This window comes from Thauera butanivorans NBRC 103042 (assembly GCF_001591165.1).
Lineage (GTDB): Bacteria > Pseudomonadota > Gammaproteobacteria > Burkholderiales > Rhodocyclaceae > Thauera > Thauera butanivorans.
On the sequence record NZ_BCUG01000002.1, the window covers coordinates 1 to 26786 of the forward strand.

At 66.2% G+C, this 26786-nt stretch carries 29 protein-coding genes and 1 pseudogene; 3 read left to right on the forward strand and 27 right to left on the reverse strand.

Annotation, left to right across the window (positions count from 1 at the left end):
• The 9 genes and pseudogenes from TBU01S_RS00100 to TBU01S_RS00140 all read right to left on the reverse strand — a co-directional run.
• A pseudogene (locus tag TBU01S_RS00100) lies at positions 1 to 215 on the reverse strand (siroheme decarboxylase subunit beta); the annotation flags it as partial.
• On the reverse strand, positions 215 to 724 hold the full coding sequence (locus TBU01S_RS00105; RefSeq protein WP_068634611.1) for an Lrp/AsnC family transcriptional regulator: 510 nt from the start codon (positions 722 to 724) through the stop codon (positions 215 to 217). The pseudogene TBU01S_RS00100 and the gene TBU01S_RS00105, both read right to left, overlap by 1 nt.
• On the reverse strand, positions 717 to 1775 hold the full coding sequence (ahbB, locus tag TBU01S_RS00110; protein WP_068634612.1) for a siroheme decarboxylase subunit beta: 1059 nt from the start codon (positions 1773 to 1775) through the stop codon (positions 717 to 719). Before ahbB ends, TBU01S_RS00105 begins: the two co-directional genes overlap by 8 nt.
• Entirely contained in the window at positions 1775 to 2989 is a 1215-nt protein-coding gene (locus tag TBU01S_RS00115) for a cytochrome D1 domain-containing protein (protein WP_068634613.1), read from the reverse strand. Before TBU01S_RS00115 ends, ahbB begins: the two co-directional genes overlap by 1 nt.
• Before the next feature lie 49 nt (positions 2990 to 3038).
• Complete coding sequence (locus TBU01S_RS00120) at positions 3039 to 3440, reverse strand: c-type cytochrome (protein WP_068634614.1); 402 nt, start codon at positions 3438 to 3440, stop codon at positions 3039 to 3041.
• A gap of 106 nt (positions 3441 to 3546) precedes the next feature.
• Positions 3547 to 3879: a cupredoxin domain-containing protein gene (locus TBU01S_RS00125; protein ID WP_068634615.1), complete on the reverse strand. Its 333-nt coding sequence runs from the start codon at positions 3877 to 3879 to the stop codon at positions 3547 to 3549.
• Between the two features lie 106 nt (positions 3880 to 3985).
• Positions 3986 to 4858, reverse strand: a complete 873-nt coding sequence (locus TBU01S_RS00130) for an ethylbenzene dehydrogenase-related protein (protein WP_068634616.1) — start codon at positions 4856 to 4858, stop codon at positions 3986 to 3988.
• 67 nt (positions 4859 to 4925) lie between these two features.
• On the reverse strand, positions 4926 to 5489 hold the full coding sequence (locus tag TBU01S_RS00135; RefSeq protein WP_068634617.1) for a NapC/NirT family cytochrome c: 564 nt from the start codon (positions 5487 to 5489) through the stop codon (positions 4926 to 4928).
• A 107-nt stretch (positions 5490 to 5596) separates the two neighbouring features.
• On the reverse strand, positions 5597 to 7279 hold the full coding sequence (locus TBU01S_RS00140) for a cytochrome D1 domain-containing protein (RefSeq protein WP_068634618.1): 1683 nt from the start codon (positions 7277 to 7279) through the stop codon (positions 5597 to 5599).
• A 339-nt stretch (positions 7280 to 7618) separates the two neighbouring features.
• Here TBU01S_RS00140 and cobA point away from each other — a divergent pair, with 339 nt between their 5' ends.
• Both cobA and TBU01S_RS00150 read left to right on the forward strand, forming a co-directional pair.
• Positions 7619 to 8416 carry a uroporphyrinogen-III C-methyltransferase gene (gene cobA / locus TBU01S_RS00145; protein ID WP_245650812.1) on the forward strand — a complete coding sequence of 266 codons (798 nt, stop codon included), beginning with the start codon at positions 7619 to 7621 and terminating at the stop codon, positions 8414 to 8416.
• 59 nt (positions 8417 to 8475) lie between these two features.
• The gene (locus TBU01S_RS00150) at positions 8476 to 9918 is read left to right on the forward strand and encodes a putative nucleotidyltransferase substrate binding domain-containing protein (RefSeq protein WP_068634620.1); all 1443 of its coding nucleotides are present in this window, start codon (positions 8476 to 8478) and stop codon (positions 9916 to 9918) included.
• A gap of 24 nt (positions 9919 to 9942) precedes the next feature.
• Here the strand turns inward: TBU01S_RS00150 and TBU01S_RS00155 are convergent, their stop codons facing one another.
• Entirely contained in the window at positions 9943 to 10860 is a 918-nt protein-coding gene (locus TBU01S_RS00155) for a YihY/virulence factor BrkB family protein (RefSeq protein WP_068634621.1), read from the reverse strand.
• Positions 10861 to 10998: 138 nt separating this feature from the next.
• Here TBU01S_RS00155 and TBU01S_RS00160 point away from each other — a divergent pair, with 138 nt between their 5' ends.
• A complete protein-coding gene (locus TBU01S_RS00160) occupies positions 10999 to 11436 on the forward strand; it encodes a GatB/YqeY domain-containing protein (RefSeq protein WP_068634622.1) in 438 nt (145 codons plus the stop codon).
• 13 nt (positions 11437 to 11449) lie between these two features.
• On the opposite strand, the gene uvrC is transcribed toward TBU01S_RS00160, so the two are convergent.
• The 17 genes from uvrC to rpoE form a co-directional block, all read right to left on the reverse strand.
• On the reverse strand, positions 11450 to 13270 hold the full coding sequence (gene uvrC, locus TBU01S_RS00165) for an excinuclease ABC subunit UvrC (protein ID WP_068634623.1): 1821 nt from the start codon (positions 13268 to 13270) through the stop codon (positions 11450 to 11452).
• A gap of 56 nt (positions 13271 to 13326) precedes the next feature.
• Positions 13327 to 14472: a beta-N-acetylhexosaminidase gene (gene nagZ / locus TBU01S_RS00170; RefSeq protein ID WP_068634624.1), complete on the reverse strand. Its 1146-nt coding sequence runs from the start codon at positions 14470 to 14472 to the stop codon at positions 13327 to 13329.
• Between the two features lie 13 nt (positions 14473 to 14485).
• Positions 14486 to 15619: a Fic family protein gene (locus tag TBU01S_RS00175; protein WP_068634625.1), complete on the reverse strand. Its 1134-nt coding sequence runs from the start codon at positions 15617 to 15619 to the stop codon at positions 14486 to 14488.
• Between the two features lie 113 nt (positions 15620 to 15732).
• On the reverse strand, positions 15733 to 16128 hold the full coding sequence (gene acpS, locus TBU01S_RS00180) for a holo-ACP synthase (protein WP_068634626.1): 396 nt from the start codon (positions 16126 to 16128) through the stop codon (positions 15733 to 15735).
• Between the two features lie 14 nt (positions 16129 to 16142).
• Positions 16143 to 16895: a pyridoxine 5'-phosphate synthase gene (locus TBU01S_RS00185; protein WP_068634627.1), complete on the reverse strand. Its 753-nt coding sequence runs from the start codon at positions 16893 to 16895 to the stop codon at positions 16143 to 16145.
• On the reverse strand, positions 16895 to 17665 hold the full coding sequence (gene recO / locus TBU01S_RS00190) for a DNA repair protein RecO (protein ID WP_068634628.1): 771 nt from the start codon (positions 17663 to 17665) through the stop codon (positions 16895 to 16897). Before recO ends, TBU01S_RS00185 begins: the two co-directional genes overlap by 1 nt.
• A gap of 22 nt (positions 17666 to 17687) precedes the next feature.
• Entirely contained in the window at positions 17688 to 18617 is a 930-nt protein-coding gene (gene era / locus TBU01S_RS00195; RefSeq protein ID WP_068634629.1) for a GTPase Era, read from the reverse strand.
• Positions 18614 to 19285: a ribonuclease III gene (rnc, locus tag TBU01S_RS00200; protein WP_068634630.1), complete on the reverse strand. Its 672-nt coding sequence runs from the start codon at positions 19283 to 19285 to the stop codon at positions 18614 to 18616. Before rnc ends, era begins: the two co-directional genes overlap by 4 nt.
• Before the next feature lie 4 nt (positions 19286 to 19289).
• Complete coding sequence (locus tag TBU01S_RS00205) at positions 19290 to 19652, reverse strand: DUF4845 domain-containing protein (protein ID WP_068634631.1); 363 nt, start codon at positions 19650 to 19652, stop codon at positions 19290 to 19292.
• 11 nt (positions 19653 to 19663) lie between these two features.
• On the reverse strand, positions 19664 to 20452 hold the full coding sequence (gene lepB, locus TBU01S_RS00210; protein ID WP_068634632.1) for a signal peptidase I: 789 nt from the start codon (positions 20450 to 20452) through the stop codon (positions 19664 to 19666).
• A 10-nt stretch (positions 20453 to 20462) separates the two neighbouring features.
• Positions 20463 to 22259 carry a translation elongation factor 4 gene (lepA, locus tag TBU01S_RS00215; RefSeq protein ID WP_068634633.1) on the reverse strand — a complete coding sequence of 599 codons (1797 nt, stop codon included), beginning with the start codon at positions 22257 to 22259 and terminating at the stop codon, positions 20463 to 20465.
• Positions 22260 to 22311: 52 nt separating this feature from the next.
• A complete protein-coding gene (locus tag TBU01S_RS00220) occupies positions 22312 to 22617 on the reverse strand; it encodes a glutaredoxin family protein (RefSeq protein WP_245650800.1) in 306 nt (101 codons plus the stop codon).
• Positions 22614 to 24035 (reverse strand): Do family serine endopeptidase, encoded by a 1422-nt coding sequence (locus TBU01S_RS00225; protein WP_068634634.1) that lies wholly within the window; start codon positions 24033 to 24035, stop codon positions 22614 to 22616. The genes TBU01S_RS00220 and TBU01S_RS00225 overlap by 4 nt, the downstream gene beginning before the upstream one ends.
• Positions 24032 to 24529 (reverse strand): SoxR reducing system RseC family protein, encoded by a 498-nt coding sequence (locus tag TBU01S_RS00230; RefSeq protein ID WP_068634635.1) that lies wholly within the window; start codon positions 24527 to 24529, stop codon positions 24032 to 24034. Before TBU01S_RS00230 ends, TBU01S_RS00225 begins: the two co-directional genes overlap by 4 nt.
• On the reverse strand, positions 24529 to 25497 hold the full coding sequence (locus TBU01S_RS00235; RefSeq protein WP_068634636.1) for a MucB/RseB C-terminal domain-containing protein: 969 nt from the start codon (positions 25495 to 25497) through the stop codon (positions 24529 to 24531). Before TBU01S_RS00235 ends, TBU01S_RS00230 begins: the two co-directional genes overlap by 1 nt.
• A complete protein-coding gene (locus TBU01S_RS00240; protein ID WP_068634637.1) occupies positions 25494 to 26054 on the reverse strand; it encodes a sigma-E factor negative regulatory protein in 561 nt (186 codons plus the stop codon). The genes TBU01S_RS00235 and TBU01S_RS00240 overlap by 4 nt, the downstream gene beginning before the upstream one ends.
• A 9-nt stretch (positions 26055 to 26063) precedes the next feature.
• A complete protein-coding gene (gene rpoE / locus TBU01S_RS00245; protein WP_068634638.1) occupies positions 26064 to 26663 on the reverse strand; it encodes an RNA polymerase sigma factor RpoE in 600 nt (199 codons plus the stop codon).
• Positions 26664 to 26786: the final 123 nt, after the last annotated feature.

Sequence of the window (26786 nt, forward strand, 5' to 3'; positions counted from 1 at the left end):
AAGCGCGCGCGCAGCGTTTCCTCGTCGCAGCCGAGCTGCTCGGCCAGCGCCGCATAGGGACGCGCCACCAGCGGCAGGCCGTCCTGGGTGGCGAGGACGATGCGGCGGTCGAGTTCGTCCAGCGGCGCGACATGGGCTGCAGCATCGGACGCAACAGCAACCGATGGAATGGCAGCGCGGGCGGGAGACCTGGCCTTGGATTTGGGCATCGTCATCAGGCCTCCAGCTTCATCTCGACGAAGTATTCGCGCTCCTTCGGGAACAGGCGCACCGGCAGGCCGGTGGCCGCCTCGATGCGGCGTGCCGCGTCGGCGATGCCCTCCGGCCGCTCGGTGGCGAGCACGAACCACATGTTCAGGCGGTGTTCGCGCCGGTAGTTGTGCGCGACTTCGGAGAAGGCATTGACCGCCTCGGTCGTGGCCTCCCACTGTGCTTCCGGCACCGCCATCGCCGCCAGGCAGAAGGCGCCGCCCATGCGTTCGATCTGGAACATCGGTCCGAAGCGGGTCAGCACGCGGTCGTCCAGCATGGCGCGGATGCGGTCGATGACTTCAGCCTCGTCCAGTCCGAGAGCGGCGGCAACGTCGGCGAAAGGCGTGGCGGTGAGCGGGAATTCACCCTGCAGGGCGTTGATCAGGCGCCGGTCGACCGCGTCGGGCTCGCGCGCGGCGGCGACGCCACGGCCGCCTCTGGCGCCGCCAGCGGAAGCGGGCCGTTCAGACATGGGCGTTTTCCTTTTCCGGCAGGTAGCGCGCGCCGGTCTGCTTGAAGCGGCGGCAGCTGAACAGCACGTCGTGCGGCGCCATGTCGAGACCCAGGCGGGCGGCGATGTCGTCGCGGGCGGCGAGCACTTCTTCCCGCGCGCTGCCGTGGATCATGCAGAACAGGTTGTAGGGCCAGCCGGGCAGGATGCGGCGGCGGCGGTAGCACAGCGTCACCGCCGGCTCGCGCGCCAGGCGGCGGCCCAGTTCGCCGACCTGCCCGTCCGCGATGTCCCATACGCACATGGCGTTGGCACCGAGGCCGAGTTCGTGGTGGCGCACCACGACGCCGAGGCGGCGGATGAGTCCTTCGTCCAGCCAGCGTTCGATCAGCTCGATCGCCATGCCTTCGCCCACGCCCGCTTGCTCGCCGAGTGCCGCATAGGGCCGTGCCACCAGCGGCAGACCGCCCTGCAGCACCGTGACAACCTTGCGTTCGATGTCGGGCAAGGCACAGGCACCACCCGCTGCCACAGCCGCAGCGTGCGGAACCGGGCCGGAAAGGTGGGGCGACGCCCGCTTCTGCTCGGAGCCGAGGTCGAAGCCGAGGTCGAAGCCGAGGTCGATGTGGTATTCCTCTTCCAGCGGCAGCACGATGACGGCGCAGCCGGTATCGCGCTCGATGCCTTCGACCACCTCATGCAGATGCTGCTCCGACGCGGCGGTGACGACGAACCACAGGTTGTAGTGGTGTTCGCGCTGGTAGTTGTGGTTGATCGCCGCTTCGCGGCTGACGCGGGCGGCGACCGCTTCGAGCCGTTCGGGCGGCGCAGCCAGCGCGGCCAGCGCGCTGGCACCCAGCCGGCGCGGCGCGAACACCGCACCGACGCGGCTCACCACGCCTTCGCCGATCAGGCGGCGGTAGGCGGCGATCACCTCGGCTTCGTCCAGGCCCACCGTTTCGCCGATGCGGGCGAAGGGGCGCGGTTCGCATGGAAAGCCGCGCTGCCATTCGTTGAGCAGGCGAAAGGCGGTCGCGTCGACCGCGCCGGGCAGGGTGATGGCGCGCGGCATCAGAAGCCCGTCCGCGCGGCGCGCGTGGTGAAGAAGATGCCGCTCGGGCTGGCGGATTCGAAGCCGCCTACTTGCTGCTTGGTGGCGGTGTCGTAGATGACGACCTTGTTGTCGTCGCGCGCCGACAGCCAGACCTCATGGCCCTTGGACAGGAACTCCATGTGCAGGATGCCGCGCCCCGGCTGCAGCGTGTGCGTCACCTTGCCGCTGACGGTGTCGATGACCTGCACCCAGCCGTTGTCGGGGAAGGCGAAGTTCACCCAGATCTCGCGCCCGTCGGGCCGCGCCATGACGAACACCGGCTGGCTGCGGACCGGCACGCGGGCCACTTCCTGCCATGTGCCGGTATCGACCACCAGCACCTCATGGCGGCCGATGGCCGGCAGGTAAGCCTTGCCGCCCGCCACCGACCAGCCGCGCAGGTGGGGCATCTTGAACACCGGCAGGGGCTCTTCGCCCTTGCCGTAGCCGGCGAGGATCTTGCGGCTGCCCTGCTCCGGATTCCACAGGTCGAGCATCGCCAGCCCGTCCTCGCCGAACAGGCCGGCGATGTAGTGGCGGCCACTGGGCGTGACCAGCGCGTCATAGGGCTGATTGCCGCCGGCGAAGCGCTGCGTCTGCGGCTTCTTCGGGTCGGAGAAGTCGGTGATCCAGATCTCGCCCGCCTCGAACAGCGAATAGATGAAGCGCCTGCCCGGCAGGTCGGCCAGGCCGACGACCTTGGAGCGCAGGCCGCCTTCGGTGACGGCCGGCACTTCGGCGAGCAGTTCGAGGGTGTCGGCGTCGAAGGCCTTGACCCCGCCCGGCGCGTAGTTCTGCGCGACCACGAGCCGCCCGTCGTGCGAGATCGAGCCGCCGATGGAATTGCCCGCCTGCAGCACGCGGCCGACGATCTTCGCCTGCAGCAGGTCGACCTTGGTCAGCCCGCCGTCGCGGCCGAACACGAAGGCGTAGCGCGCGTCGCGCGAGAACACCACCGAAGCGTGCGACAGGTCGCCCAGGCCCTCGACCGTGGCAAGCACCGAGCGGCCGCTGGTCTCGACGATCTTGACCCGCCCGTCGGCACGCTCGATGACCACGCCCAGGTCGCCGGTGCCACGCAGTTCGGCAGTGGGCGCGACGGAGGAGCAGGCAGACAGCAGCCAGACGATCGCCGGCAGGATCGCCGCCCACAGGAGGGGTGGCGCGAGACGTACCGTGCTTTGCGAGGACATCGGAAGACTCCGTTTGCGAGATGAATGCTGCGGTTGCAAGGCCAGTGGCTCAGCGCGCCGGCGGCAGGCCCGCGTCGGGCGGGAAGCCGCGCATCAGTTGGTCGACGATCCATTCGGCCTCGGCCTCGCTGACGATGCTGCGGAACGGCGGCATCGGCGTGCCCGGCCGGCCGCTGAAGACGGTGGCGACGAGGCCTTCGAAGGGCTTGTCGGCCAGCACCTCGGGCGTCAGCGCGGGGCCGAGTCCACCGGCCAGGGTCAGGCCATGACAGGAGCCACAGTCCTGGCGCACGATGTGGATCAGTTCGCGCGCACGCTGGGCCTCGGGCGCGGCCAGCTCGGGCGCGGCCGCGGCAGGCCGTGCTTCCTGCGCCGATGCCGACGCGAACGCGGCGACCAGCGCGGCACCGATGAAGACGGCGACATGGGCAAACAGTGGTGGGATTCTCATCACGCATTCCGTTGGCGAGGCAGTGCGTGAAAGGATGGCGCCGGAGGCGCGGCGATGCCTTGACTCGCATCAACCCTGACGCTGCCACGGTCTTGGCATGGCGGCATCAGGGCTCGACGACGATGAGGCCCTTCATTTCCGGATGCGGACCGCAGGTGTATTCGTAGCTGCCGGGCTGCTCGAACTTGCGCGACCAGCGCTCGCCGGGAAAGAAGCGCTCGGACTCCTCTCCGCTCCCCCTGAACAGCACCGAATGGCTGACGCGCTTCTCGTCGTTGATCCAGGTCACGGTGTCGCCGGCCTTGATCGTGAGTTCGGCGGGCGTGTAGGCGTATTGGACGATACGCACCTCATGCTCGGCCGCCCATGCTCCGCCCGCAGCCAGCGCTCCAGCCAGCATGCCCGCGCGCAGGCTGCGTGCAATCCATTTCGTCTTCATGCTTTTCTCCGGTCCGGGAAACGCACAACGGGAACCCGCGCACATGCACGGGTTCCCGTCCTCCTGCCGTGCGTGCGGCACCGACGCCGCACGCTGCCGTCCTGTCTTACTGCTTGGCGGCAGTGATGTCGGCCTTGGCGTCGATGCCGAGCTTGTAGCCCAGCGAAACGTGGTGGAAGCGGCCAGCCGCGCTGTCGTCATGGATGGCGAAGCCGAAGTTGTAGGTCTTGCCCGCTTCGAGGGCGACGTCGCCCTGCCCGCCACCCGCCAGCTTGCGAGTGAATACCACGGTCCAGTTGTCGCCGTCCTGCTTGCCTTCGGCGCTGACCAGCGCGCTGCCGCCTTCCATCACGCGGGTGTCGGCGACGTGGCCGTCGAAACCCTTGTTCTCGCCGCTGCGCCACTGATACAGGTCGTAGAACTTGCCACCGGCCAGCGATGCGTCCTTGACGTACTTGGTCTTGGTGTCGGCCGCACCCGGCATGGTGCGCGAATCGGTGTGGCAGGTCGCCCAGCAGCCGCTCTGATCGGCGAGTTCAACCTGGCCGGCTTCGAGCATGAACGCAATCTTGACCGGGTTCTTGTCGTCCATCTTGGCCGCGCCCGAGGCCGCGGGCTGCTTCCAGGAGAAGCGCAGATAGAGATTGTCGGCGTCATGCGCGGCCTGCACCTTCACCGGAATGAAGGCCGCCTTGCCGGCGATCGGGCTGGGTTCGATCTTCTGGCCGCTGGCGATCTTCTTGCCCATGTCGGCGGTTTCTTCATGGTGGCAGTCGGCACAGGTCTCGCCTTTTCGCAGCGCACGCGCACCGCCGTGCGCACTGCCTTTCTGGATCCATTCCAGCGGCGACACGCCCGGGTAGAACAGCGTGATGTCCTTGGCCTCGACCTTGCCCCAGTCGGGCGCCGCGGCCAGTGCCGATCCGGTGCCAAGGGCGAGAACGGTGCCGACGGCAGCTGCGATCATCGTCTTCTTCATGTTCGTTTCCTCACTGTGGATGGGTCGGGAAGAAAGCCGGGCGCCTGCAGCGCAGGCGCTCGCCGGATCATTCCTCGTCTTCGTCGGTCATGCCCTCGGGCTTGTGGTGGGCGATGCCCTTGTGGCAGTCGATGCAGGTCATGTTGTCTTCGATGGCCATCTCGTGCTGCTTGCGCGCACGCTGCTTCTGCTTTTCGGGATCCATGCTCTCGAAGCCGTGGCAATTGCGGCATTCGCGCGAATCGGCGGCCTTCATCCGTGCCCATTCGCTGCGCGCCAGCGTCAGGCGCTTGGCTTCGAACTTTTCGGGCGTGGAAATGCTGCCGGTGATCTTGCCCCACACCTCCCGCGAGGCCTGGACCTTGCGGATCATCTTGTGCGTCCACTCCTTGGGCACGTGGCAGTCCGGACAGGTCGCACGCACGCCGGTGCGGTTGTTGTAGTGGATGGTCTCTTTGTATTCCTGGTAGACGTTCTCCTCCATCTCATGGCAGGAGATGCAGAAGGTCTCGGTGTTGGTGGCTTCCAGCACGGTGTTGAAGCCGCCCCAGAAAAGCACGCCGAGCAGAATGCCGACAGACAAAAGGCCACCCAGCGAATACTTCGTGGAAGGCCGGCGCAGGCGAGCCATCAGGCCGCCGGAATCTTGTTGTTTGGAGCTGTCTCGATCTGTCATGGAAGTTCCCTCTCACCCCCGCGCCGAGGCGCGGGGGTCCGAGTCAATGATCGGCTAGGCGATCAATAGACGTCGTGCATCGTGTTATAGACGTTGAACTTGCCGGTCGGCGTGACGACTTCCGGATCGGTGATGACCTTCTTCACCTTCAGCGTCTTGTCGTCGTAGATGACGATTGCCGACTGGTCGACCTTGCCGCCCCACAGCGAGATCCACACTTCGTCGCCCGCCTGGTTGTACTCGGGCTGCACCGCACGGCGGATCGCCTTGCTCTCCGGCAGGCCGGAATCCTTGGCGACGTTGAGCTGCACCGGTGCCTTGGTGAGGTCGTTCATGTCGAACACATACACCGACTCGGCGATCTCGCGCTCGGGGTTCATCGGCGCATCGGCCCAGAAGTGCTTGGACTTCGGATGCGTCTTGACGAACAGGTTGCCCGCGCCCGGCATCTTCAGTTCCTGCACGACCTTCCAGTTGTTCTCCTTGAACTTGGCGAACTTGGGATCGTCGGACGGCGTCGAGATCAGCGACACCACTTCGTCGCCGAGGTGGCCGGTCGACCACACGGGGCCATACTGCGGATGGACGAAGTTGGCGCCGCGGCCCGGGTGCGGAATCTTGGCGGTATCGACCAGGGCCGCCAGCTTGCCGGTCTTGGTGTCGACCGCAGCGACCTTGTTCGAGGCGTTCGCCGCAACCATGAAGTAGCGGCCCGACGCATCCCAGCCGCCGTCATGCAGGAACTTGGCCGATTCGATCGTGGTGGTCTTCAGGTTCTTGATGTCGCTGTAGTCGACCAGCAGGATCATGCCGGTTTCCTTGACGTTGACCACCCACTCGGGCTTCTGCAGCGAAGCGACGATGGAGGCCACGCGCGGCTCGGGGTGGTAGTCGCCATCCACCGTCTGGCCGCGGGTCGAGACGACCTTGATCGGTTCGAGCGTCTCGCCGTCCATGATCGAGTACTGGGGCGGCCAGTAGGTGCCGCCGATCAGGTACTTGTCCTCGTAGCCCTTGAACTTCGAGGTATCGACCGAACGCGCATCCGAACCCAGGCGCACCGTGGCGACGGTGGTCGGTTCTTCGTACCACATGTCGATGATGGTGGTCAGGCCGTCGCGGCCGACGGTATACACGTAGCGGCCCGAAGCCGACAGGCGCGAGATGTGAACCGCGTAGCCGGTGTCGAGGATCTTCCAGATCTTGTGCGTGTCGCCATCGACCAGGGCCAGCTTGCCGGCGTCGCGCAGCGTGATCGCGAACACGTTGTTCAGGTTGACCTTGTTCATCTGCTTCTTCGGACGCTGATCAACCGGAACGATGAGCTTCCAGCTATCCTTCATGTCCTTGAGCGAGAACTCGGGCGGAATCGGCGGCTCGTTCTGGATGTAGCGCGCCATCAGATTGATTTCTTCCGGCGTCAGGATGTCGTCGTAGTTGACCATGCCGCCTTCGGTGCCGTAGGCGATGATCTTTTCCAGACGGTCGGTGCCCAGCTTCAGCGTGCCGCCTTCCATCTTGGTGCCATCGTCCAGCGTCTTGCTCCAGTGCGGCTCCAGGTTCTTGCCCGTGGCGCCCTTGCGCAGCACCCCGTGGCAGCCCGCACAGCGTTCGAAATAGATCTGTTTCGCCTGGTCCATCTCTTCCGGCGTCATTTGGGGCGCCGTCTGCGCCCAGGCGCTTCCCAGCGCCATCGGCAGAATCGCCAGCGCCAGGCCTTTGCCAATCCAGCTTCTGTCTTGCATTTCCCTCTCCTTAAGCACGGGACGTCGAAGTAGCACTGCGGCGCCAGTATCGAATCGCACCTGCTCCCCGATCCTTGATTTGAGTTAATTTTCCCTACGCCTTGTACGGATAAAGTGCCGTCACACGTTCAGCAGCGCCAAACCGTTGAGCGAATAAGCAAAATGGAATGTTGAGGCCGCGCATACACGCGGCTGTCGATCCCCTGCACAAGACGGAGTCGTCCCATGCACGCAGCCACTCTCGCCCCCGCGGCCACCTCCCAATCCGTTCAGGCCGCATCCGCTCGCCAGCCGGGCGGATACGAGGCACCAGGCCGGCCCGGTGCGCTGGCGCCGCAAATGGAAGACGAGCACGATGCCGCCACGTGCGGCTGTGTGTATCTGGTGGGCGCGGGTCCGGGCGACCCGGAGCTGCTGACGCTGAAGGCCGCACGCCTGATCGAGTCGGCCGAGGCGGTGGTCTACGACCATCTCGTCAGCCAGGCCGTGCTCAAGCTGATTCCGCCGACGGCGCGGCGCGTCTATGCCGGCAAGGAGGCCGGCAACCACGCCCTGCCCCAGCACGAGATCAACCGCCTGCTGGTCGAACTGGCCAGCGAAGGCCTGCGCGTAGTGCGGCTCAAGGGCGGCGACCCTTTCATCTTCGGCCGCGGCGGCGAGGAAATGCAGGCGGTACAGGCCGCCGGCCTGCACTGCGAGATCATCCCCGGCATCACCGCCGCGGCCGGCGCAGGCGCCACCAGCGGCATCCCCCTGACCCATCGCGAACATGCACAGACGCTGGTTTTCGCCACCGGGCACCTGAAGGACGACACCGTCGATCTCGACTGGGAAGCGCTCGCGCGCCCCAACCAGACCGTTGTCATCTACATGGGCCTGGGCGCGCTGGACATCATCTGCCGCGAACTGGCCGCCCACGGCCTGCCGGCCTGCACGCCCGCGGCAGTCATCCACGGCGCCACCACCGCCGAGCAGCGCAGCGTCTACAGCACGCTCGGCAAGCTGCCGGCAGCCGTGCTCGAAGCCGGCCTGCGCCCGCCGGCGCTGATCATCATCGGCGATGTCGTCACCATCGGCCGGAACGCGCTTCAGTCCGCCTGTACCCTGGCCGGCCAGGGCATTGCTGCGATGCAATGACTGCACTGCGGCCATGGGTATAATCCGCGTTTCATGACCCTGTCCCACGGATATCGCCCATGGCCGAAGAGAACCAGTTTTTCCGTCCCGTAAGAGACTTCTGCCAGCGCCAGGTCATGACCTGCGGCGCGGGCGACAGCCTGGTGTCGGCCGTCGCCGTGATGCGCGAGCGCAACATTTCCAGCATGGTGGTACTCGGCGACGGCATGCCCGAAGGCATCTTCACCGACCGCGATCTGCGCAACAAAGTCGTCGCCCCGGGGCGTTCACCGGTCGAGCTGACGGTGGGCGACGTCATGCACTCGCCGCTGGCCACGATCGGCGAGGACGACATGCTGTACGAAGCGCTGTACCGCATGTCGCGCCTGAAGATCCACCGCCTGGTGGTGGTCGATGAGCAGGGCGCGCTGGCCGGCATCATCACCGACACCGACATCCTTCGCCTGCAGGCGCACTCGCCGCACCAACTGGTGCTCGACATCGAGAAAGCCGCTTCGGTCGAAGACCTGCGCGCGCTGCACATCCGCATCCAGAACCTGGTGCTGCATCTGTCCGGCACCGGCGTGCCGATCCGCGACATGGTCAAGCTGATCGCCCACCTCAACGACCAGGTGCTGATCCGGCTCATCGCGCTGCTGCGCGCCGAGCGCTACGCCGATCTCACCGACGATTTCGCCTTCGTCGTCATGGGCAGCGAAGGCCGCGGCGAGCAGACACTGACCACCGACCAGGACAACGCCATCATCTACGCCGACGATCTGCCGGCTGCCGACGTCGCCCGCCTGGAAGCCTTCTCGCACGACCTCATCGGCGCCCTGATCTCGATCGGCGTGCCCGCCTGCAAGGGCGGCATCATGGCGCGCAATCCGGAATGGCGGCGCAGCCTGTCGGGCTGGAAAACGGAACTCAACCGCTGGCTGACGACGCCGAAGCCCGAGAACGTCATGACCGGCAGCATGTTCATGGATCTTCGCGCACTGTACGGCCGCGACGATCTGGTGCGCTCGCTCAGGGAGCACGCCTTCACCATGCTGAGCACCGATCAGGGCTTCCTGATGCGCATGGCACAGAACATGACCAACTTCCGGCCACCGCTGGGCTGGTTCGGCAAGATCAAGCTGGAAAAGAACGGCCCCCATCGCGGCAAGCTCGACATCAAGAAGGCCGGCATCTTCGCCATCACCGACGGCGTCAAGGCTCTGGCGATGGAAGCGCGCAGGCTCGAGGGCAGCACCCACGACCGCATCGAGATGCTGGTCGAGACCCAGGTTATGAATCCACAGGACGCCCGCAACCTGATCGCGAGCTTCGATTTCCTGGTCGCGACGCGCCTTCGCGGCCAGGTCGACGCCCTGCGCGCCGGCGCCGAGCCCAGCAACTACGTCGCCCTGGAAAGCCTCAACACCATGCAACAGGGCGAACTGCGGCTGGCGCTCGAGCAGGTGGCCCGCTTCCAGGACTTCATCAAGCACCACTTCCGCCTGCACCTGTTGCGCAACTGAGCGCGCCCGGCCGCGGGGCAGCGCTCAGGCCACCGGGTCGGCGTCCTGCACCGGAGCGCGCACCACGCACACCGCCGTCGCCCGCGGCACGATGCAGCGCCCGCTCGCCTCGACCGTCGCCCGGGTGAACGCGGCGCCGAGCAGCAGGATCAGCGACGAGTAATTCACCCACATCAGCAGCAGCACCAGCGAGCCCGCCGCGCCGTAGGACGACGCGGTGGCGGTGGTCGACAGGTACAGCGCGATCAGCGATCGCCCCAGCACGAACAGCAGCGCAGTCACCAGCGCCCCCAGCCAGACGTCGCGCCAGCCCAGCACCACGTCCGGCAGCACGCGGAAAATGGCGCCGAACAGCAAGGTTATGACAACGAGCGACACGATCCAGTCCGCCCCCAGCAGCACGAAGCCCGGCACCGGCAGCCAGTCCTGCGCAAAGGCCACCACCGTCCGCATCGCCACGCTCAGCGCCAGCGACACCAGCAGCACGAAGCCGATCGCCAGCACCACGGTCAGCGACAGCAGCCGTGTCTTCAGGTAATTGAGCACGCCGCTGCGCGTGGGCTGCGGCGCCACGCTCCAGATCGCGTTCAGCGCGCCCTGCATCTGCGCGAACACCGTCGTCGCGCCGAAGATCATCGCACCGAAGCCGGCGATGGTCGGCAGCAGGCCGCTGTGCTGGATGCGGCTGTTCTCCACCGCGGTCTGCACCGCGGTCGCCGCCTCGACCCCGATCGCCGCTTCGAGCTGCTGCACGATCTCGCCCTGCGCCGCACGTTCCCCCAGCACCAGGCCGACGATGCTCACCGCCACGATCATCACCGGCGCCACCGAGAACACGGTGAAGAACGCCAGCGCCGCCGCATGCACGAACACCTGCGCCTCCAGCCACACGCGCACCGTGGTTTTCGCCACAGCGACCCAATACTGCACCCAAGCCTTCATCGGGGGATTTCCATCGAGTTGAGCATGGAGTCATTTAGCGCATGACGGCGGCAGGAGGCAAGCTTTCGCTGCTCTTCCGCCAGCCGTCGACTGCGGTAAACTCCCGCGCACTGGAACACCTTACAACCGGAGCCCCCGATGAGCCTGCTGGCCCAACTGAAGAAAGATTCCCTGCTCGCGCGCAAAGCCGCCGACAGCGCGCGCGTCACCCTGCTGAGCACCCTGATCGGCGAAGCCGAGATGGTCGGCAAGAACGCAGGCAACCGTGAAAGCACCGACGACGAAGTGCAGCAGACCATCCGCAAATTCCTGAAGAACAACCAGGAAGCCCTCGGCGTGATCAAGGACGCCGAGCGCCGCGCGGCGCTCGAACAGGAGTCGACCATCCTGACCGCCTACCTGCCGCCGATGGCGAGCGAGGAAGAAGTGAAGGCCTTCATCGCCGGCACCGTGGCCGGCCTGGCCGACCGCTCACCCAAGCAGATGGGCGTGGTGATGGGCGCGCTGAAGGCAAAGTTCGGCACCAGCTTCGATGCCAAACAAGCAAATGCCTGGGTGAAGGAAGCGCTGGGCTGAACGCCTCCCCTGATCAATGCAGCGCAGCGTGGATCTGCTCGGCGAGCTTGCGGCTGACGCCGTCCACGCGGCACAAGTCTTCCACCGTGGCTTCGCGCACGCCGTCCAGGCCGCCGAAGGCGGCGAGCAGGTTGCGGCGGCGTGAGGGGCCGACGCCGGGAATGTCTTCCAGCTTCGAGCCGACACGCGCCTTGCCGCGCTTGGCGCGATGGCCGGTGATGGCGAAGCGGTGGGCCTCGTCGCGGATTTCGACGATCAAGTGCAGTGCCGCCGATTCGCCGCCCAGCGCGAGGCCTTCGCGGCCGTCGGGGAAGATCAGCGTCTCCAGGCCGGCCTTGCGGCCCTCGCCTTTCGCCACGCCGACCATCGCCACCGCCTCCAGGCCGATGTCGGCAAGAGTTTCGCACGCGGCGCCGACCTGGCCCTTGCCGCCGTCGATCAGGATCAGGTCGGGGCACACGCCCTCCCCGGCCGCGACCTTGCCGTAGCGCTTCTCCAGCGCCTGGCGCATCGCGGCGAAGTCGTCGCCGGGCGTGATGCCACTGATGTTGTAGCGGCGGTATTCGGCCCGCTTCATGGCGCCGGCCTCGCACACCACGCATGAAGCCACCGTGGCCTCGCCCATGGTGTGGCTGATGTCGAAGCATTCGATGCGCTGCGGCGCTTCGTCCATGCCGAGCGCCACCCGCAGGGCTTCGAGGCGTTGTTCGATGCGGCCGGCGTCGCGCGCCCGCGCCTGGATCGCCAGCCGGGCGTTCTTCTCGGCCATCTCCATCCAGGCCTTTTCCGCGGCGAAACGCGGCGAGACGATACCGGGCGGGCGCTCGGTGATCTCGGCCAGCGCTTCACGCACCGGCTCCGGCGGCAGGTTGACCAGGATGCGGGCCGGGATCGGATGCAGGCCATAGTGCTGTTCGACGAAGGCCAGCAGGCAGTCTGCCGCGCCCGACGACGCGCCTCCGCTGGGGAATTGCGGCCGGTCGCCGAGGTGGCGGCCGCCGCGCACCATGGCGATGTTCACACAGGTGAGGCCGTCTTCCTCGACGGCAGCGAGGATGTCGACGTCCTCGTCCTTGCGGCTGTCGACGAACTGCTTGTGCAGCACCGCCTGCAGCATGCGCACCTGGTCGCGGCAGGCGGCGGCCTCCTCGAAGGCCAGGCGCTCGGAGGCGGCGTGCATGCGCGCGGTGAGGTCGTCGATGACTTCGCTGGTCTGGCCGTCGAGAAAACCGGCGGCAAGCCTGACGTCGGCGGCATAGGCTTCGGGCTCGATCAGGCCGACACAGGGCGCGGTGCAGCGCTTGATCTGGTGCAGCAGGCAGGGGCGCGAGCGGTTGGCGAAGACGGAATTCTCGCAGGTGCGCAACTGAAAGGTCTTCTGCAGCAGATGGATGCTTTCGCGCACCGCCCAGGCGTTGGGAAAAGGCCCGAAGTAGCGCGCACCCTTGGCGAAGGCGCCGCGGTGGTAGGCCAGGCGCGGGAAGGCATCGTCGGAGAGTTCGATGTAGGGGTAGGTCTTGTCGTCGCGGAACAGGATGTTGTAGCGCGGCGCCAGGCTCTTGATGAGGTTGTTCTCGAGGAGCAGCGCCTCGGCCTCGGAGCGCGTGGCAGTGATGTCGACGCGCTGGATCTGCGCGACCATCATCGCGATGCGCGGGCTGGAAAGGGTCTTCTGGAAGTAGCTGGAGACGCGGCGCTTGAGGTTCTTGGCCTTGCCGACGTAGAGCACCTTGTCGTCCGCGCCGATCATGCGATAGACGCCCGGCTCCTCGGTGAGGGTGCGCAGGAAGGACTTGGCGTCGAAGGCGGGAGGGGTGGGTGTCGGATCGGTCATGCGGGTGGCTCAAGCGCCAGAGGTGTTCGACGGGCGACAAGAAGGGCGCTTCGGGATTATCCGTCCTTGCGCAGCATTTCGGTGCGCTGCTCGCCGATGCTGGCGGCGGTCATCGCCGGCGCAGTGCCGGCATCGTCGGCGATCGCGATCACCACCTGCCGTGCCTGGACGTAGGCGGGGTGGAGTTCGAGCCCGAAAGGGTCGGCCAGCCAGGCGGGAGACTCGGCGGCGGGGACGATCGCGGCCAGCCGGGCGAGGTTTTCCGCGTCGGGCACCGGCGCCCAGCGGTCGAGCAGTTCGGCGGCGAGGTCGGGCCGGTTGCAGACGAGCAGCATGTCGCAGCCGGCTTCATGCGCAGTACGGGCACGGCCGACGATGTCACCGGCGACGCGGGCGCCTTCCATGTTGAGATCGTCGCTGAAAATCACGCCCTGGAAGCCGAGGCGCGTGCGCAACACCTCCTTCAACCAGAACGGCGAGAAACCAGCCGGCTGCGGCGCCGGGCTGGGGTCGGCCCTGGGGTAGATGACGTGGGCGGGCATCACGCCGGCGAGCTGGCGGCCGAGGCGGTGGCGGTAGGGAGCGATGTCCTCGTTCCAGAGCGTGTCGAAGTCGCGCGTGTCTACCGGCACTTCGTGGTGCGAGTCGGCCTCGGCGAAACCGTGGCCGGGAAAGTGCTTGCCGACCGCGCCCATGCCCGCCTGTGCCATGCCGGCAACCACCGCCTGGGCCAGCGCGGCGACCGCCTGCGGATCGCGATGGAAAGCGCGGTTGCCGATGGCGCGACAGGTGCCATAGTCGAGGTCGAGCACCGGCGCAAAGCTGAGGTCGACGCCATGCACGCGCAGTTCGGCAGCCAGCACGAAGCCGGCGGCACGCGCGGCATCGAGCGCGGCGAAGTGGTCCTGCTCCCACAGCACGCCGAGGCTGCGCATCGACGGCAGGCGGGTGAAGCCATCCGAACGGAAGCGCTGCACCCTGCCGCCTTCATGATCGACCGCGATGATCAGCGCCGGATCGCGCAGCGCGCGGATGTCGGCGGTCAATGCGCGCAACTGCTCCGAGCCGGTGTAGTTGCGCGCGAACAGGATCACCCCGCCGACCAGCGGATCGAGCAGGCACTCGCGTTCTTCGTCGGTCAGCGCGGTGCCGGCGACGTCGATCATGACGGGGCCGCGGGGAAGCGAAACGGGGAAGGTCATCGAAAAAGCCTCATCAGGGCGCAAACGTGTCGTTGCGGTTCAATTCATAGGCCGTGCTGCGCCCACCGTCCGGCGTCTTGCGCAACACCCCATGTGCGATCAGTTCGTTGATGTCGCGCAATGCGGTATCCGGCGAACATTTTGCAATCGCCGCCCACTTGCGGCTGGTGAGCTTGCCGTCGAATCCATCGAGCAGACGATTGAGCAGCTTGACCTGGCGCGCGTTCATCGGCGTGTGGCTCCAGCGAAGCCAGAAACGGGCCTTGAAGAACACCGCATCGAGCGCAGCCTGCGCGTCATCGACCGCGTGCTGCAAGGCATCGAGGAACCAGCTCAGCCATTCGGTGACGTCCAGATCGCCCTTCTGCGTGCGTTCCAGCACATCGTAGTAGTCGCGCCGTGAACGCTGGATCTGCGCAGACAAGCTGTAGAAACGCTGGGGACTGGTATCGGCACGGGCAAGGAAAAGATCACCGATTGCACGGCCGATGCGGCCGTTGCCGTCATCGAAAGGATGCAGCGTGACGAACCAGAGGTGCGCCAACCCAGCCTTGACGAGCGCAGGTTCGCCACTGCCGCCGTTGGCCCACACCAGGAAACGAGCCATCTCCATCGATAAACGTGCGGCTGGCGGCGCTTCATAGTGCACCTTCTGTCGATAGGGTGGCCCGGCAACGACCTGCATCGGCCTTTTGGCATCATCCCGCCACCTGCCGACCGAAATACGGTTCAAGCCGCTGTAGCCGGTAGGAAACAGCGCAGCATGCCAGCCGAAAAGCCGTTCCTGGGTGATGGGCGCCTCGCAGTACAGCGTTGCATCGAGCACCGTCTCCACCACGCCTTCTACGTGGCGATCGACAGGGGCCAAGGCACCGATATCGACACCGAGCCGGCGCGCAATGGAAGAACGCACGGACTCGGCATTCAGGATTTCCCCTTCGATCTCGCTCGTCCGCAACACGTCTTCCGTCAGTGCGGCGAGGCTGGCCTGATCGCGCAGACCGACGCCGACATCAGCCAGGCGGCCGAGAAGGATGCCCTGGCTGCGGCTGACCGCAGCCAGCCGTTCCGCCAGCGCCGGCAAGTCGTAGCGCCATTGCGGCCAGTCGTCCGCCTGCCAGATGTAAAGCCCGTCTCCGCTCATCATGTGGCGATTGTGGAGGAGATGGCTTGCAGCAGCAAGTTATTCACCGCATGGTTTGCGGCGAACAGGACAAACAATCGCCGCATGGAACATATGGACGGGAATAAAGCGACAACTCAACCGGCACGTGTATCAGTAGTGCACTCGATCACCGCGAAAGCCACGACTGTATCGCCCTCGTCGCTGATGCTCAGGTGCGCGCTCAAGCCCTCGTCGCGCATGTGGGCGGCGAGGCGTTCGTCGTAGCGGTAACCGGGTTTGCCGAGCGCATCGTGGGCGACCGCGACCCCGTGCAGCGTGGCGGGCACGGCGACGCCGGTGCCGAGCGCCTTGCCGAAGGCTTCCTTGGCGGCGAAGCGTTTGGCGAGGAAGCGCGCCGGGTCGCGGTGGGCGCGCCAGGCATCGACTTCGGACGCGGCGAGGATGCGCAGCGCGAAGCGTTCGCCGTGGCGTTCCAGTGCGTCGCGCATGCGCTGCACATGCACGATGTCGGTGCCGATGCCGTGGATCACGCCGCCCTGCCCGTTCAGGCCGCTTGTGCGGCTTCGCGCATCAGTCGCTTCATTTCGGCCACGGCCTGGCGCAGGCCGACGAAGACCGCGCGGCTGACGATGGCATGGCCGATGTGCAGTTCGCGGATGCCGTGCAGGCGGGCGATGGGGCCGACGTTGTAGTAGTTGAGCGCATGGCCGGCATTGAAGCGCATGCCCAGCCGACGCACCGCTTCACCGGCGTCGCGGACCTTGGCGAATTCGGCCAGCACTGCCGGCGACTCGGTGTCGCGGCCAGCGGCGTGGAAGGCGTGGGCATAGGGGCCGGTATGGATTTCGCAGACGCGCGCGCCGATGCGCTCGGCGGCTTCGATCTGCTCGATCTCGGCGTCGATGAACACGCTGGTGACGATGCCGGCGTCGGCCAGGCGGGCGATGACGTCCTTCAGGCGTGCTTCCTGCGCGACGATGTCCAGCCCGCCTTCGGTAGTCACTTCGTGACGGCCTTCGGGCACCAGCATCGCCATTTCCGGCTTCGTGCGACAGGCGATGTCGACCATCTCGTCGGTCGCCGCCATTTCCAGGTTGAGCTTGACCTGGGTCAGCTCGCGCAGCCGTCGCACGTCGTCGTCGTTGATGTGGCGGCGGTCTTCGCGCAGGTGGATGGTGATGCCGTCCGCGCCGCCGAGATGGGCTTCGACGCCCGCCCATACCGGATCGGGTTCCCAGGTGCGGCGCGCCTGGCGCAGCGTGGCGACATGGTCGATGTTGACGCCGAGTTCGATCATCAAAGCTCCTGCAATTCCTTCAGCACCCGGCGCGACTGCAAGGGCTGGCCGCCCAGGGTGTGGTTGATCAGCATGCGCAGCAACTGCTTGGACTGGGCCAGCGTCTCCGCGCGGGAGAAGTCGTCGGCGGCCATGTCGAGCAGGGTCTGGCCGGACAGCAGCGGCTGCTCGCCCAGCGCTGCGGCCGCTTCACCGCCTCCGCTGTCGCGGACTTCCTCTTCGAGGACTTCCAGCCGCACCGGGCCGCGTTCGATTATATAAAGGTAGCGCCCATCGGGCCGCACCGGCTCGCCGCTGTCGGCCTCGTGCTCCAGGCCGGCCTCGTAGCCCAGATCCTGCAACAGCGCGAGTTCGAAGCGGCGCAGGATGGGCGGCTCGGGCTCGCCGCGGCCGAGCGCGCGCACCGCTTCGGCGTAGGCGGCGAACAGGCGCGGATGAGCGTCTTCACGCGCGGTCAGGCGCACCAGCAGTTCATTGAGGTAGTAGCCGCAGATCAGTGCACGCCCGGTCAGCAGCGGCTGGCCGCCCTGCCATTCGGCGCGCACCAGGGTCTTGACCTCGCCGCCGCCGGACCAATCCATCAGCAGCGGCTGGAAGGCCATCAGCACGCCCCGCAGCTGCGAGTGCGGCCGCCGTGCGCCCTTGGCGACGAGCGCGACACGGCCATGATCACGCGAAAGGATTTCGACGATCAGGCTGGTCTCGCGCCAGGGATAGGTGTGCAGCACCCAGGCCGTTTGCTGTTCGACACGCTGCTTGGGGGCTGCCATCAGCGATTCGCTGCTCTTCTACTTACTCGTAGCCGAGGCTCTTCAGCGCGCGCTCGTCGTCGGCCCAGCCGCTCTTGACCTTGACCCAGACTTCGAGGAAGACCTTGCCGTCGAACAGCTTTTCGAGTTCGACGCGGGCCTCGGACGAGATGCGCTTGAGCTTTTCGCCGCCACGGCCGATCACCATCGACTTGTGGCCCGGCTTGTCGACGATCACCGCCGCATGGATGCGGCGCAGCCTGCCTTCGACCTCGAACTTTTCGATCTCGACGGCAATGCCGTAGGGCAGTTCATCACCGAGCAGGCGGAAGAGCTTTTCGCGCAGAAACTCGGAGGCGAGGAAGCGCTCGCTGCGGTCGGTGATCTCGTCTTCCTCGTACATCGGCGCGCCGGCCGGCAGCAGCGGCGTGGCGGCCTTGACGAGTTCGTCGACGTTGCGGCCCTTCTCCGCCGACAGCGGCACGATCTCGGCGAAGTCGCGCAACTGGCGCACTTCGTCGATGAAGGGCAGCAGGCGGGCCTTGTCCTTCAACTGGTCGACCTTGTTGATGACCAGGATCACCTTCGACTCCACGGGGATCACCGACAGCACCTTGCGGTCGTCGTCGCTGAAGCGGCCCGCCTCGATGACGAAGAACACCAGGTCGACGTCGGCCAGCACCTGCGACACGGTGCGGTTCATCGAGCGGTTCAGCGCGTTGCGGTGATGGGTCTGGAAGCCCGGCGTGTCGACGAACACGAACTGCGCATCCGCTTCGGTCAGGATGCCGGTGACGCGGTGGCGGGTGGTTTGCGCCTTGCTGGAGACGATGCTGATCTTCTGCCCGACCAGGCAATTGAGCAGGGTCGACTTGCCGACGTTGGGGCGGCCGACGATGGCGACGAAGCCGGTGCGGAAACCATCCTCGGCCTGTTGGCCCCCCTCCTGCTGGTCCTGTTGCTGTTCGTTCATTTCGCCCTCAAGGCTGTCAGTGCGAGCTCGGCCGACTGCTGCTCCGCGATGCGGCGGCTGGGGCCACGGCCGAGCGTGCGGATGCCGAGCTTCGGCACTTCGCACGCCACTTCGAATTCCTGCGCATGCGCTTCGCCCAGCGCCTGCACCATCACATAGGTCGGCAGCGCAACCTTGCGCGCCTGCAGCCATTCCTGCAAGGCCGTCTTGGCGTCCTTGCTCGGCCGGCGCGGATCGACTTCGGCCAGCAGCGGCACGTACAGGCGGTCGATGACCGATCTGGCGGCGTCGAAACCGCCGTCGAGGAACACCGCGGCGAACACTGCTTCGAGCGCATCGGCCAGGATCGACGGGCGGCTGCTGCCGCCGGATTTCAGTTCGCCTTCGCCGAGGCGCAGGGCTTCGCCCAGATCGAGGTCGCGCGCGATGCGGTGCAGCGCGTCCTGCCGCACCAGCGAGGCACGCACCCGCGACAGCTCGCCTTCGCGCAGTTGCTCGAAGCGGGCGAACAGCGCCATCGACATCACGCAGTTGAGGATGCTGTCGCCCAGGAACTCGAAACGCTCGTTGTTGGGCAGGCCGAAGCTGCGGTGCGTCAACGCTTCGAGCAGCAATTTCGTGTCGGCGAAGCGGTATCCCAGCCGGTTCTGCAAGGTTTCCAGTGTCATGCCATCAACGCGCCCTGCTGCTGACGTGGAACTCGATCAGCAGGCTGACATTGGCCACCATCGGCACCACACGCTCGTAATCGACTTCGATGACGGTCTGGTTGCCTTCCCTGACGATGTCGAGATCGGTCGCGGCCACCGACGACACGTCGTCGACCTGGGCACGGCGGCTGAAGCTCTGCCTCAGTTCGGCCGGGCTCGCACCATTGTCGCCCTCGGTGGCGAGCACGCCGACGATGCGCTGGAGCGCCATGTATTCGGTGATGGCCGGTACCGTGCGGAAAACCATCAGCAGCACGAATGCGCCGATGGTCCCGAGCAGCAGCAAGCCGATCAGGCTCACGCCACGTTGATGCTTCAAGCCCATGCCTGTCTCCCTCAGTGGAAGCCGCCGATACGCTTCATGTCGTTGAAGTTGAACCAGATGAAGAAAGCCTTGCCGACGATGTTCTCTTCCGGCACGAAACCCCAGACGCGGCTGTCGGCGCTGGCGTCGCGATTGTCGCCGAGCACGAAGTAATGGCCCGGCGGCACGGTGCAGGCGACACCGCGGTTGGTGTAGGTGCAGCTCTCGCGCTGCGGGAAGTTCATCACCTGCGGGATGAAGGCCGGCGCCTCGCGCTCGATCAGCAGCGAATGCTCGACCGCGCCCAGCTTCTCGGTGAACTGCGGCGAGTAGTACAGCCGGTCCGGGTGCAGGTAGCTGCCCGCCTCGGCCAGCGGAACGGCCTCGCCGTTGATCGTCAGCCGCTTGTCGAGGTATTCGACGCGGTCGCCCGGCAGGCCGACGACGCGCTTGATGTAGTCCAGCGAGGGGTCGGCCGGATAGCGGAACACCATCACGTCGCCGCGCTGCGGCAGGCCGACATCGATGATCTTCTTGTTGATCACCGGCAGGCGGATGCCGTAGCTCCATTTCTTCACCAGGATGAAGTCGCCCACCAGCAGGGTCGGGATCATCGAGCCGGACGGAATCTTGAACGGCTCGACGACGAAGGAGCGCAACCCGAACACGACCAGGATCACCGGGAAGAAGCTGGCGCCATACTCGACCCACCACGGCGCGGGCGCGTTGGCGGCGCGCTGCTTACGGGCATGGAAACGGTCGAAGAACCACAGCACGCCGCTGGCCACCAGCAGCAGGAAAAGGATGAGGGCGAAATTCATGTGCTGACCGTCACTTGCCTTCGTCGGTGCGCAGCACCGCGAGGAAGGCCTCCTGGGGAATCTCGACGTTGCCGACCTGCTTCATGCGCTTCTTGCCTTCCTTCTGCTTCTCGAGCAGCTTCTTCTTGCGCGTGATGTCGCCGCCGTAGCACTTGGCGAGCACGTTCTTGCGCAGTGCCTTGATCGTCTCGCGGGCGATGATGTGGGCGCCGATCGCCGCCTGCACCGGCACGTCGAACATCTGGCGCGGGATCAGGCCGCGCAGCTTGGCAGCCAGTTCGCGGCCGCGGTACTGCGCGCTGGCGCGGTGCACGATCACCGACAGCGCATCGACCTTCTCGCCGCCCACCATCAGGTCGAGCTTGACCAGATCGGCCGTGCGGTATTCCTTGAAATCGTAGTCGAGCGAAGCGTAGCCGCGCGACACCGATTTCAGCTTGTCGAAGAAGTCCATCACGACTTCGTTCATCGGCAGTTCGTAGATCAGCTGCACCTGGCGGCCGTGGTAACGCATGTCGACCTGGTTGCCGCGCTTCTGGTTGCACAGCGTGATCACCGGGCCGACGTAGTCCTGCGGCAGGAAGATCGTCGCGGTGATGATCGGCTCACGGATTTCCTGGTACTTGCCCGAATCGGGCAGCTTGGCCGGGTTCTCGACGTGGATCACCGAACCGTCGTTCAGTACCACTTCGTACACCACCGTCGGCGCGGTGGTGATCAGATCCATGTCGAACTCGCGCTCCAGCCGCTCCTGCACGATGTCCATGTGCAGCAGGCCGAGGAAACCGCAGCGGAAGCCGAAGCCCAGCGCCTGCGACACTTCCGGTTCGAACTGCAGCGAAGCGTCGTTGAGCCGCAGCTTTTCGAGCGAATCGCGCAGTTGATCGTATTCGGACGACTCGACCGGATACAGCCCGGCGAACACCTGCGGCTTGATTTCCTTGAAGCCGGGCAGCGGCTCGGCGGCCTTGCGGTTCGCCAGCGTCACGGTGTCGCCGACCTTGGCGGCTTCCAGCTCCTTGATGCCGGCGATGATGAAGCCCACCTCGCCCGCGCAAAGCTGTTCGCGCGCGACCGAGCGCGGCGTGAACACGCCGACCTGGTCGCAGGGATACTGTGCGCCGGTCGACATCAGCAGGATGCGGTCCTTGGGCTTGAGCACGCCGTCGATCACCCGCACCAGCATCACCACGCCGACGTAGTTGTCGAACCAGGAATCGATGATCAGCGCCTTCAGCGGCCCGTCGATGTCGCCCTCGGGCGCAGGCACCCGTGCGACGATGGCTTCGAGCACGTCCTGCACGCCCAGACCGGTCTTGGCCGAGCACAGGATGGCTTCGGACGCATCGACGCCGATGACGTCCTCGATTTCGCTGCGTGCGTTGTCGGGGTCGGCCGCCGGCAGGTCGATCTTGTTCAGCACCGGCACCACTTCGACGTCCAGGTCGAGCGCGGTATAGCAGTTCGCCACCGTCTGCGCCTCGACGCCCTGCGAGGCGTCGACCACCAGCAGCGCGCCCTCGCAGGCGGCGAGCGAACGGCTGACCTCGTAGGAAAAGTCGACGTGCCCCGGCGTGTCGATCAGGTTCAGGTTGTAGACCTGCCCGTCCTTGGCCTTGTAGCTCAGCGCGGCCGTCTGTGCCTTGATCGTGATGCCGCGCTCGCGCTCGATGTCCATCGAGTCGAGCACCTGGGCCTCCATCTCGCGATCGGACAGGCCGCCGCAGAAGTGGATGAGTCGGTCGGCCAGGGTCGATTTGCCGTGGTCGATGTGGGCGATGATGGAGAAATTTCTGATGTGGTTCATGCGAAACGAAAAGGGTGCCTTGCAGCACCCGTTTTCGGAATGGTTGGCGTCGTCAAGCCCGCGATTCTAGCGGAAAACCAGTGCAGTAAGCGCGCACTGCCGCCTCGTCCAGATGGTAATGGCAGAGTTCCGCCCCCCCTGCCAGCAGGACCGGGACGAGTTCGTCCCAGCGTTCCTCCAGTTCGGGATGCCGATCGATGTCGATGACTTCGATCGCCCAGCCGTATTCCTTTGCGATGGGCTCCAGCGCCGCGACGAGATCGTGGCACAGGTGGCACCACTCGCGGCTGAGGACGGTGAATGTACGGGGCCGGCCGGCCATGGCTGCGCCGGCCGAATCTCCGCCGGCCACACTCATTTCCCTGCTCGCAGGCTGACGTAGGAGGTGGCTTCGCCGCGCATGACCAGCAGGGTCACTTTCTGGCCCTGCTCCACGCCGCCGATCAGGCGGTTGAATTCTTCCACCGACTCCAGCCTGATCTGGCGTCCGCCGAACACGATGGCCTGGATCACGTCGCCTTGCTGGATTTCGGCCCTGGCGGCCGCGCCCTGGACGCGATCGACGATGAGGCCGCCTTCGATGCCCCGCTCGCGCCGCTGTGCCGGCGTCGGCACCGACAGCGCAAGCCCGAGCTTGTTCGCCGCCGGAGGCGTGCGCGGCGCGGCGCTGGTAGCCGTTGCCTCCTTCGGATCCTGCCACTCCCCGACCTGCACCTCGAGCGCCACGGGCTTGCCGTCGCGATACATTTCCACCTCCACGCTCTCGCCAGGCTGGACGGCGGCGACGATGCGCGGCAGGTCGCTGGACGCATCCACCGCCTTGCCGGCAAAGCGCACGATGACGTCGCCCTGCAGCAGCCCGGCCCTGGCGGCCGGCCCGCCGGGCTCGACCGAGCTGACCAGGGCGCCCGACGCATCCGGCAGGCCGAAGCCGTCGGCAAGATCGCGCGTCACTTCCTGGATCGCCACGCCGATGCGGCCGCGCTGCACCCGCCCCTTGGTGCGCAACTGGTTCTGCACGTCCATCACGACATCGATCGGGATTGCGAACGACAGCCCCATGAAGCCGCCGGTGCGGCTGTAGATCTGCGAGTTTATGCCGACGACCTCGCCCCGGAGGTTGAACAGCGGACCACCGGAGTTGCCCGGATTGATCGCCACGTCGGTCTGGATGAAGGGCACGAAGTTCTCGTCCGGCAGCGAACGCCCCTTGGCACTGACGATACCGGCTGTCACCGACTGGTCGAAGCCGAAGGGCGAGCCGATCGCCACCACCCATTCACCCACTTTCAGCCGCTCCGGATCGCCCAGCACGACGTGCGGCAGGTCGCTCGCTTCGATCTTGATCAGCGCGACATCGCTGCGCACGTCGGCGCCGATGACCCTGGCGGTGTATTCGCGTTTGTCGGCGAGGCGGACGAGGATCTCCTCCGCCTCCTCGACGACGTGCGCGTTGGTCAGGATGTAGCCGTCATCGCTGATGATGAAGCCCGAGCCCAGCGACTGGTTGTCGGGATCGGCACCCGGATATTCGTGCCGGCGCGGGATGAACTTGCGAAAGAAGTCGAACATCGGATCCGACTCGTCGAGCCCCGGGAAAGGTATCGACGATTGCGGCCGTTCCCCGCGCACCTGGATGGCGCTGATATTGACCACGGCCGCACCCTGCTTTTCGACCAGGGCGGTGAAATCCGGCAGACTCGCTGCCGACACGAGCGGCACGAACATCAGAGCCGCGGCGAAAACCAGACTGCGGCGAAAGGCGACGAAGCTCATCGGGGTTCCTGAAGCGACTGCAGGCACACGGCCTGCGATGCGGTTTGATGGGACAGCCCTCGCCGGGGCAGCAACTCCATGCGCAGCTGTGAACGCCAGCCGCGGCTGCGAAACAGCAGGCGGTTGACGGCGAACGCCAGCACCAGGCCGGCAAGACCGCCACAGGCGGCACCGAGATCGGCGCTCCCTGGTCCGTCAGCCACGCTGCCGAGTGCCGCCCCGGCCACCAGCAGGACGGCGCCGAGCCCGTAGCTCGCCATGGCAGCCTTGAGTGGTGCGCCATCGGGGATGCTGACGAGGACGGTGTCGCCGGCTTCCAGCTTCAACCGGGTCGGCAGCACGAACTCGGCGCGGGGTCGTCCGAAGGCCTGGGTGATCTGCACCGAACGGCATCCGCCCGGCTCGTCGCAACGTCCGCAGCCGCCGCCCGCATCGGACACACGCAGCCGAACGCGCCCTGCCTCGACGCGCAGCACCTGCGCCACGGCCTGCATCACTGCCCGGAGGGTCGAATCGCGTCGCCGATGCGCTTGACCGCGCGCTCGGGCACTTCGCCGAGCACGGTGATCAAATGCCCGTCGAGCGATCGCTTGTAAACATTGATGGCACCGCTGGCCAGCGGCCCAAGGCCGATCGAAGCACCATCGGCAACCGGCTCGATGAACACCGATACCGAAGCCAGGCCATCGCTGAACACCATATGGACCGCCTGGCCGCGCTCGGGACCGAGCGGTCTGCGCATCACCGAGGTCAGCGCATAGCCGGGCACCTCTTCCGCCACTGCCCAGCCGCTGTCGGCACGCGCCAGATCGCTGCCGCGCGCATTCACGAAGCGCCAGTCATCGACATTCTGGAAACGGGGCGCAAGCAGTTCGTCGCCGATCTCGCCACCGATGCGCACGTCGCTGAAGGCGAATTGCTCGACCAGTTGTCCCTGCTCATCGACGGTGCGCGCCTTCAGCAGCAGACCCGACTGGACTTCCGCCCACAGCGTATGGCCGTAGCGCAGATCGTCTCTCGGCTCGAGGATGAGCGCCTGCGCTTCCATGCCCGCCACGCGGACGACCTCTCCCTTGCGAATGCGGTAGCTCTCGGCCAGACCGACGGGCGATGCAGGAATTCGCGCGGGGAAGGCACGCCGGCCGGCGGCCTCGTCGATGATGACGAGCTTCTGGTCCGGCAGCATGCAGCGCACTTCCATGCCTCTGCGGATCACTTCGCGCGGGCTGCCGTCCAGCGCCTCGAGGCGCTCGTACTCCACCCCGCCATCCACCCGGTGCGCGATGCGCGAAGTCTCGACATGCGTACCGGACTGGTACATGAAGGTGCCGACATAATTGAGCCGCTGCCCCGCCGACGCGATGCGCGCCATCCAGGACAGCGGGTCGCCCGGCGCTTCGGCCAGGGCAGGAAGGTGCAGCAAGGCGGCGCAGACGCCGAAGACGGCGGCCAGACGCCTCATCGGCCCGCTCCGCCCGATGCAGAGACGGTTCTCACATACTGCACGCCGGCCGGCATCGGTCCGCTGCTGACACCCTGATGGGCGAAAACGTATTCGCGCAGGGGATCGTCAGCCACGTGCTCGATGCCTGCGGCAAGCGGTGCCGCGGAAGGCGCGCCGACACTGGCAATGAGCGGTTGCGCCGCAACCCGCTGCACTTCCACGCCGGCGGGGCCGGCCGCGTCCTGCGAGTAGAGCGTCGCCGCGACCACTCCGACCGCAGCCACCCCCATCACCGAAGCCGCGATCGGCATCAGGGTCCGCACGACGCTGCGCCGGACGGCGGACGCATTGGACGCGGCAGGTGCGAAAACGACGGGTTCATCATCGAGACCAGCCATGACCCGCCCGACGAAATCCGCCGAACCGGCCTGCTCACCGCGGATGACGTCGCCGATCAGGCAGTACGCATCCCAATCCTTCCTCAGCGATGCGTCGCGTCGCAAGCCGTCGAAAACCTGGCGTATCGCGTTCTCGTCGAGGTCGCCATCGATCAGCGCCGACAATTTGTCCTTCATGCCTACACCTTACCAACGTTTGTCCGGGGCCGTGTCCAGCAACGGCCGCAGGCGTTCTGCAATCGCTTCGCGCGCACGAAAGATCCGCGAGCGCACCGTACCGATCGGACACTCCATGATGTTGGCGATCTCCTCGTAACTGAGGCCTTCGAGTTCGCGCAACATGATGGCCGTCCGCAGCTCCTCGGGGAGAGCCGCCATCGCATCTTCGACGGTTTCGCCAATCTGGCGGGTCATCATCAGCCGTTCGGGCGTGTTGATGTCGCGCAATTGCTCGCCGTCTTCAAAGGTCTCCGCCTCCTCCGAGTCGAAACTCGTCGAAGTCGGCGCCCTGCGTCCCTGCGAGACCAGCCAGTTCTTCGCGGTGTTGATACCGATGCGGTACAACCACGTGTAGAACGCACTGTCCCCGCGGAACGATCCCAGCGCACGGTAAGCCTTGATGAAGGTTTCCTGCGCCACATCTTCGACTTCGGCTGGATCGCGGATCAACCTCGACAGCAGGCGGTGCAGCTTGCGCTGGTACTTGGATACCAGCAAGCCGAAAGCCTGCTTGTCGCCGCGCTGCACGCGCTCGACGAGTTGCTGATCGATTTCGCGATCGGTCATGGAGTGTTCGTTCTTTCCGGATGTTCGAATGACAAAGCCGCCGGATTATAAGCGAGCACCCCAGCTCTCACCAAAGATCGAAGACACAGGGACAGACACGGCCCCCCGGGATTAGTTCATGCG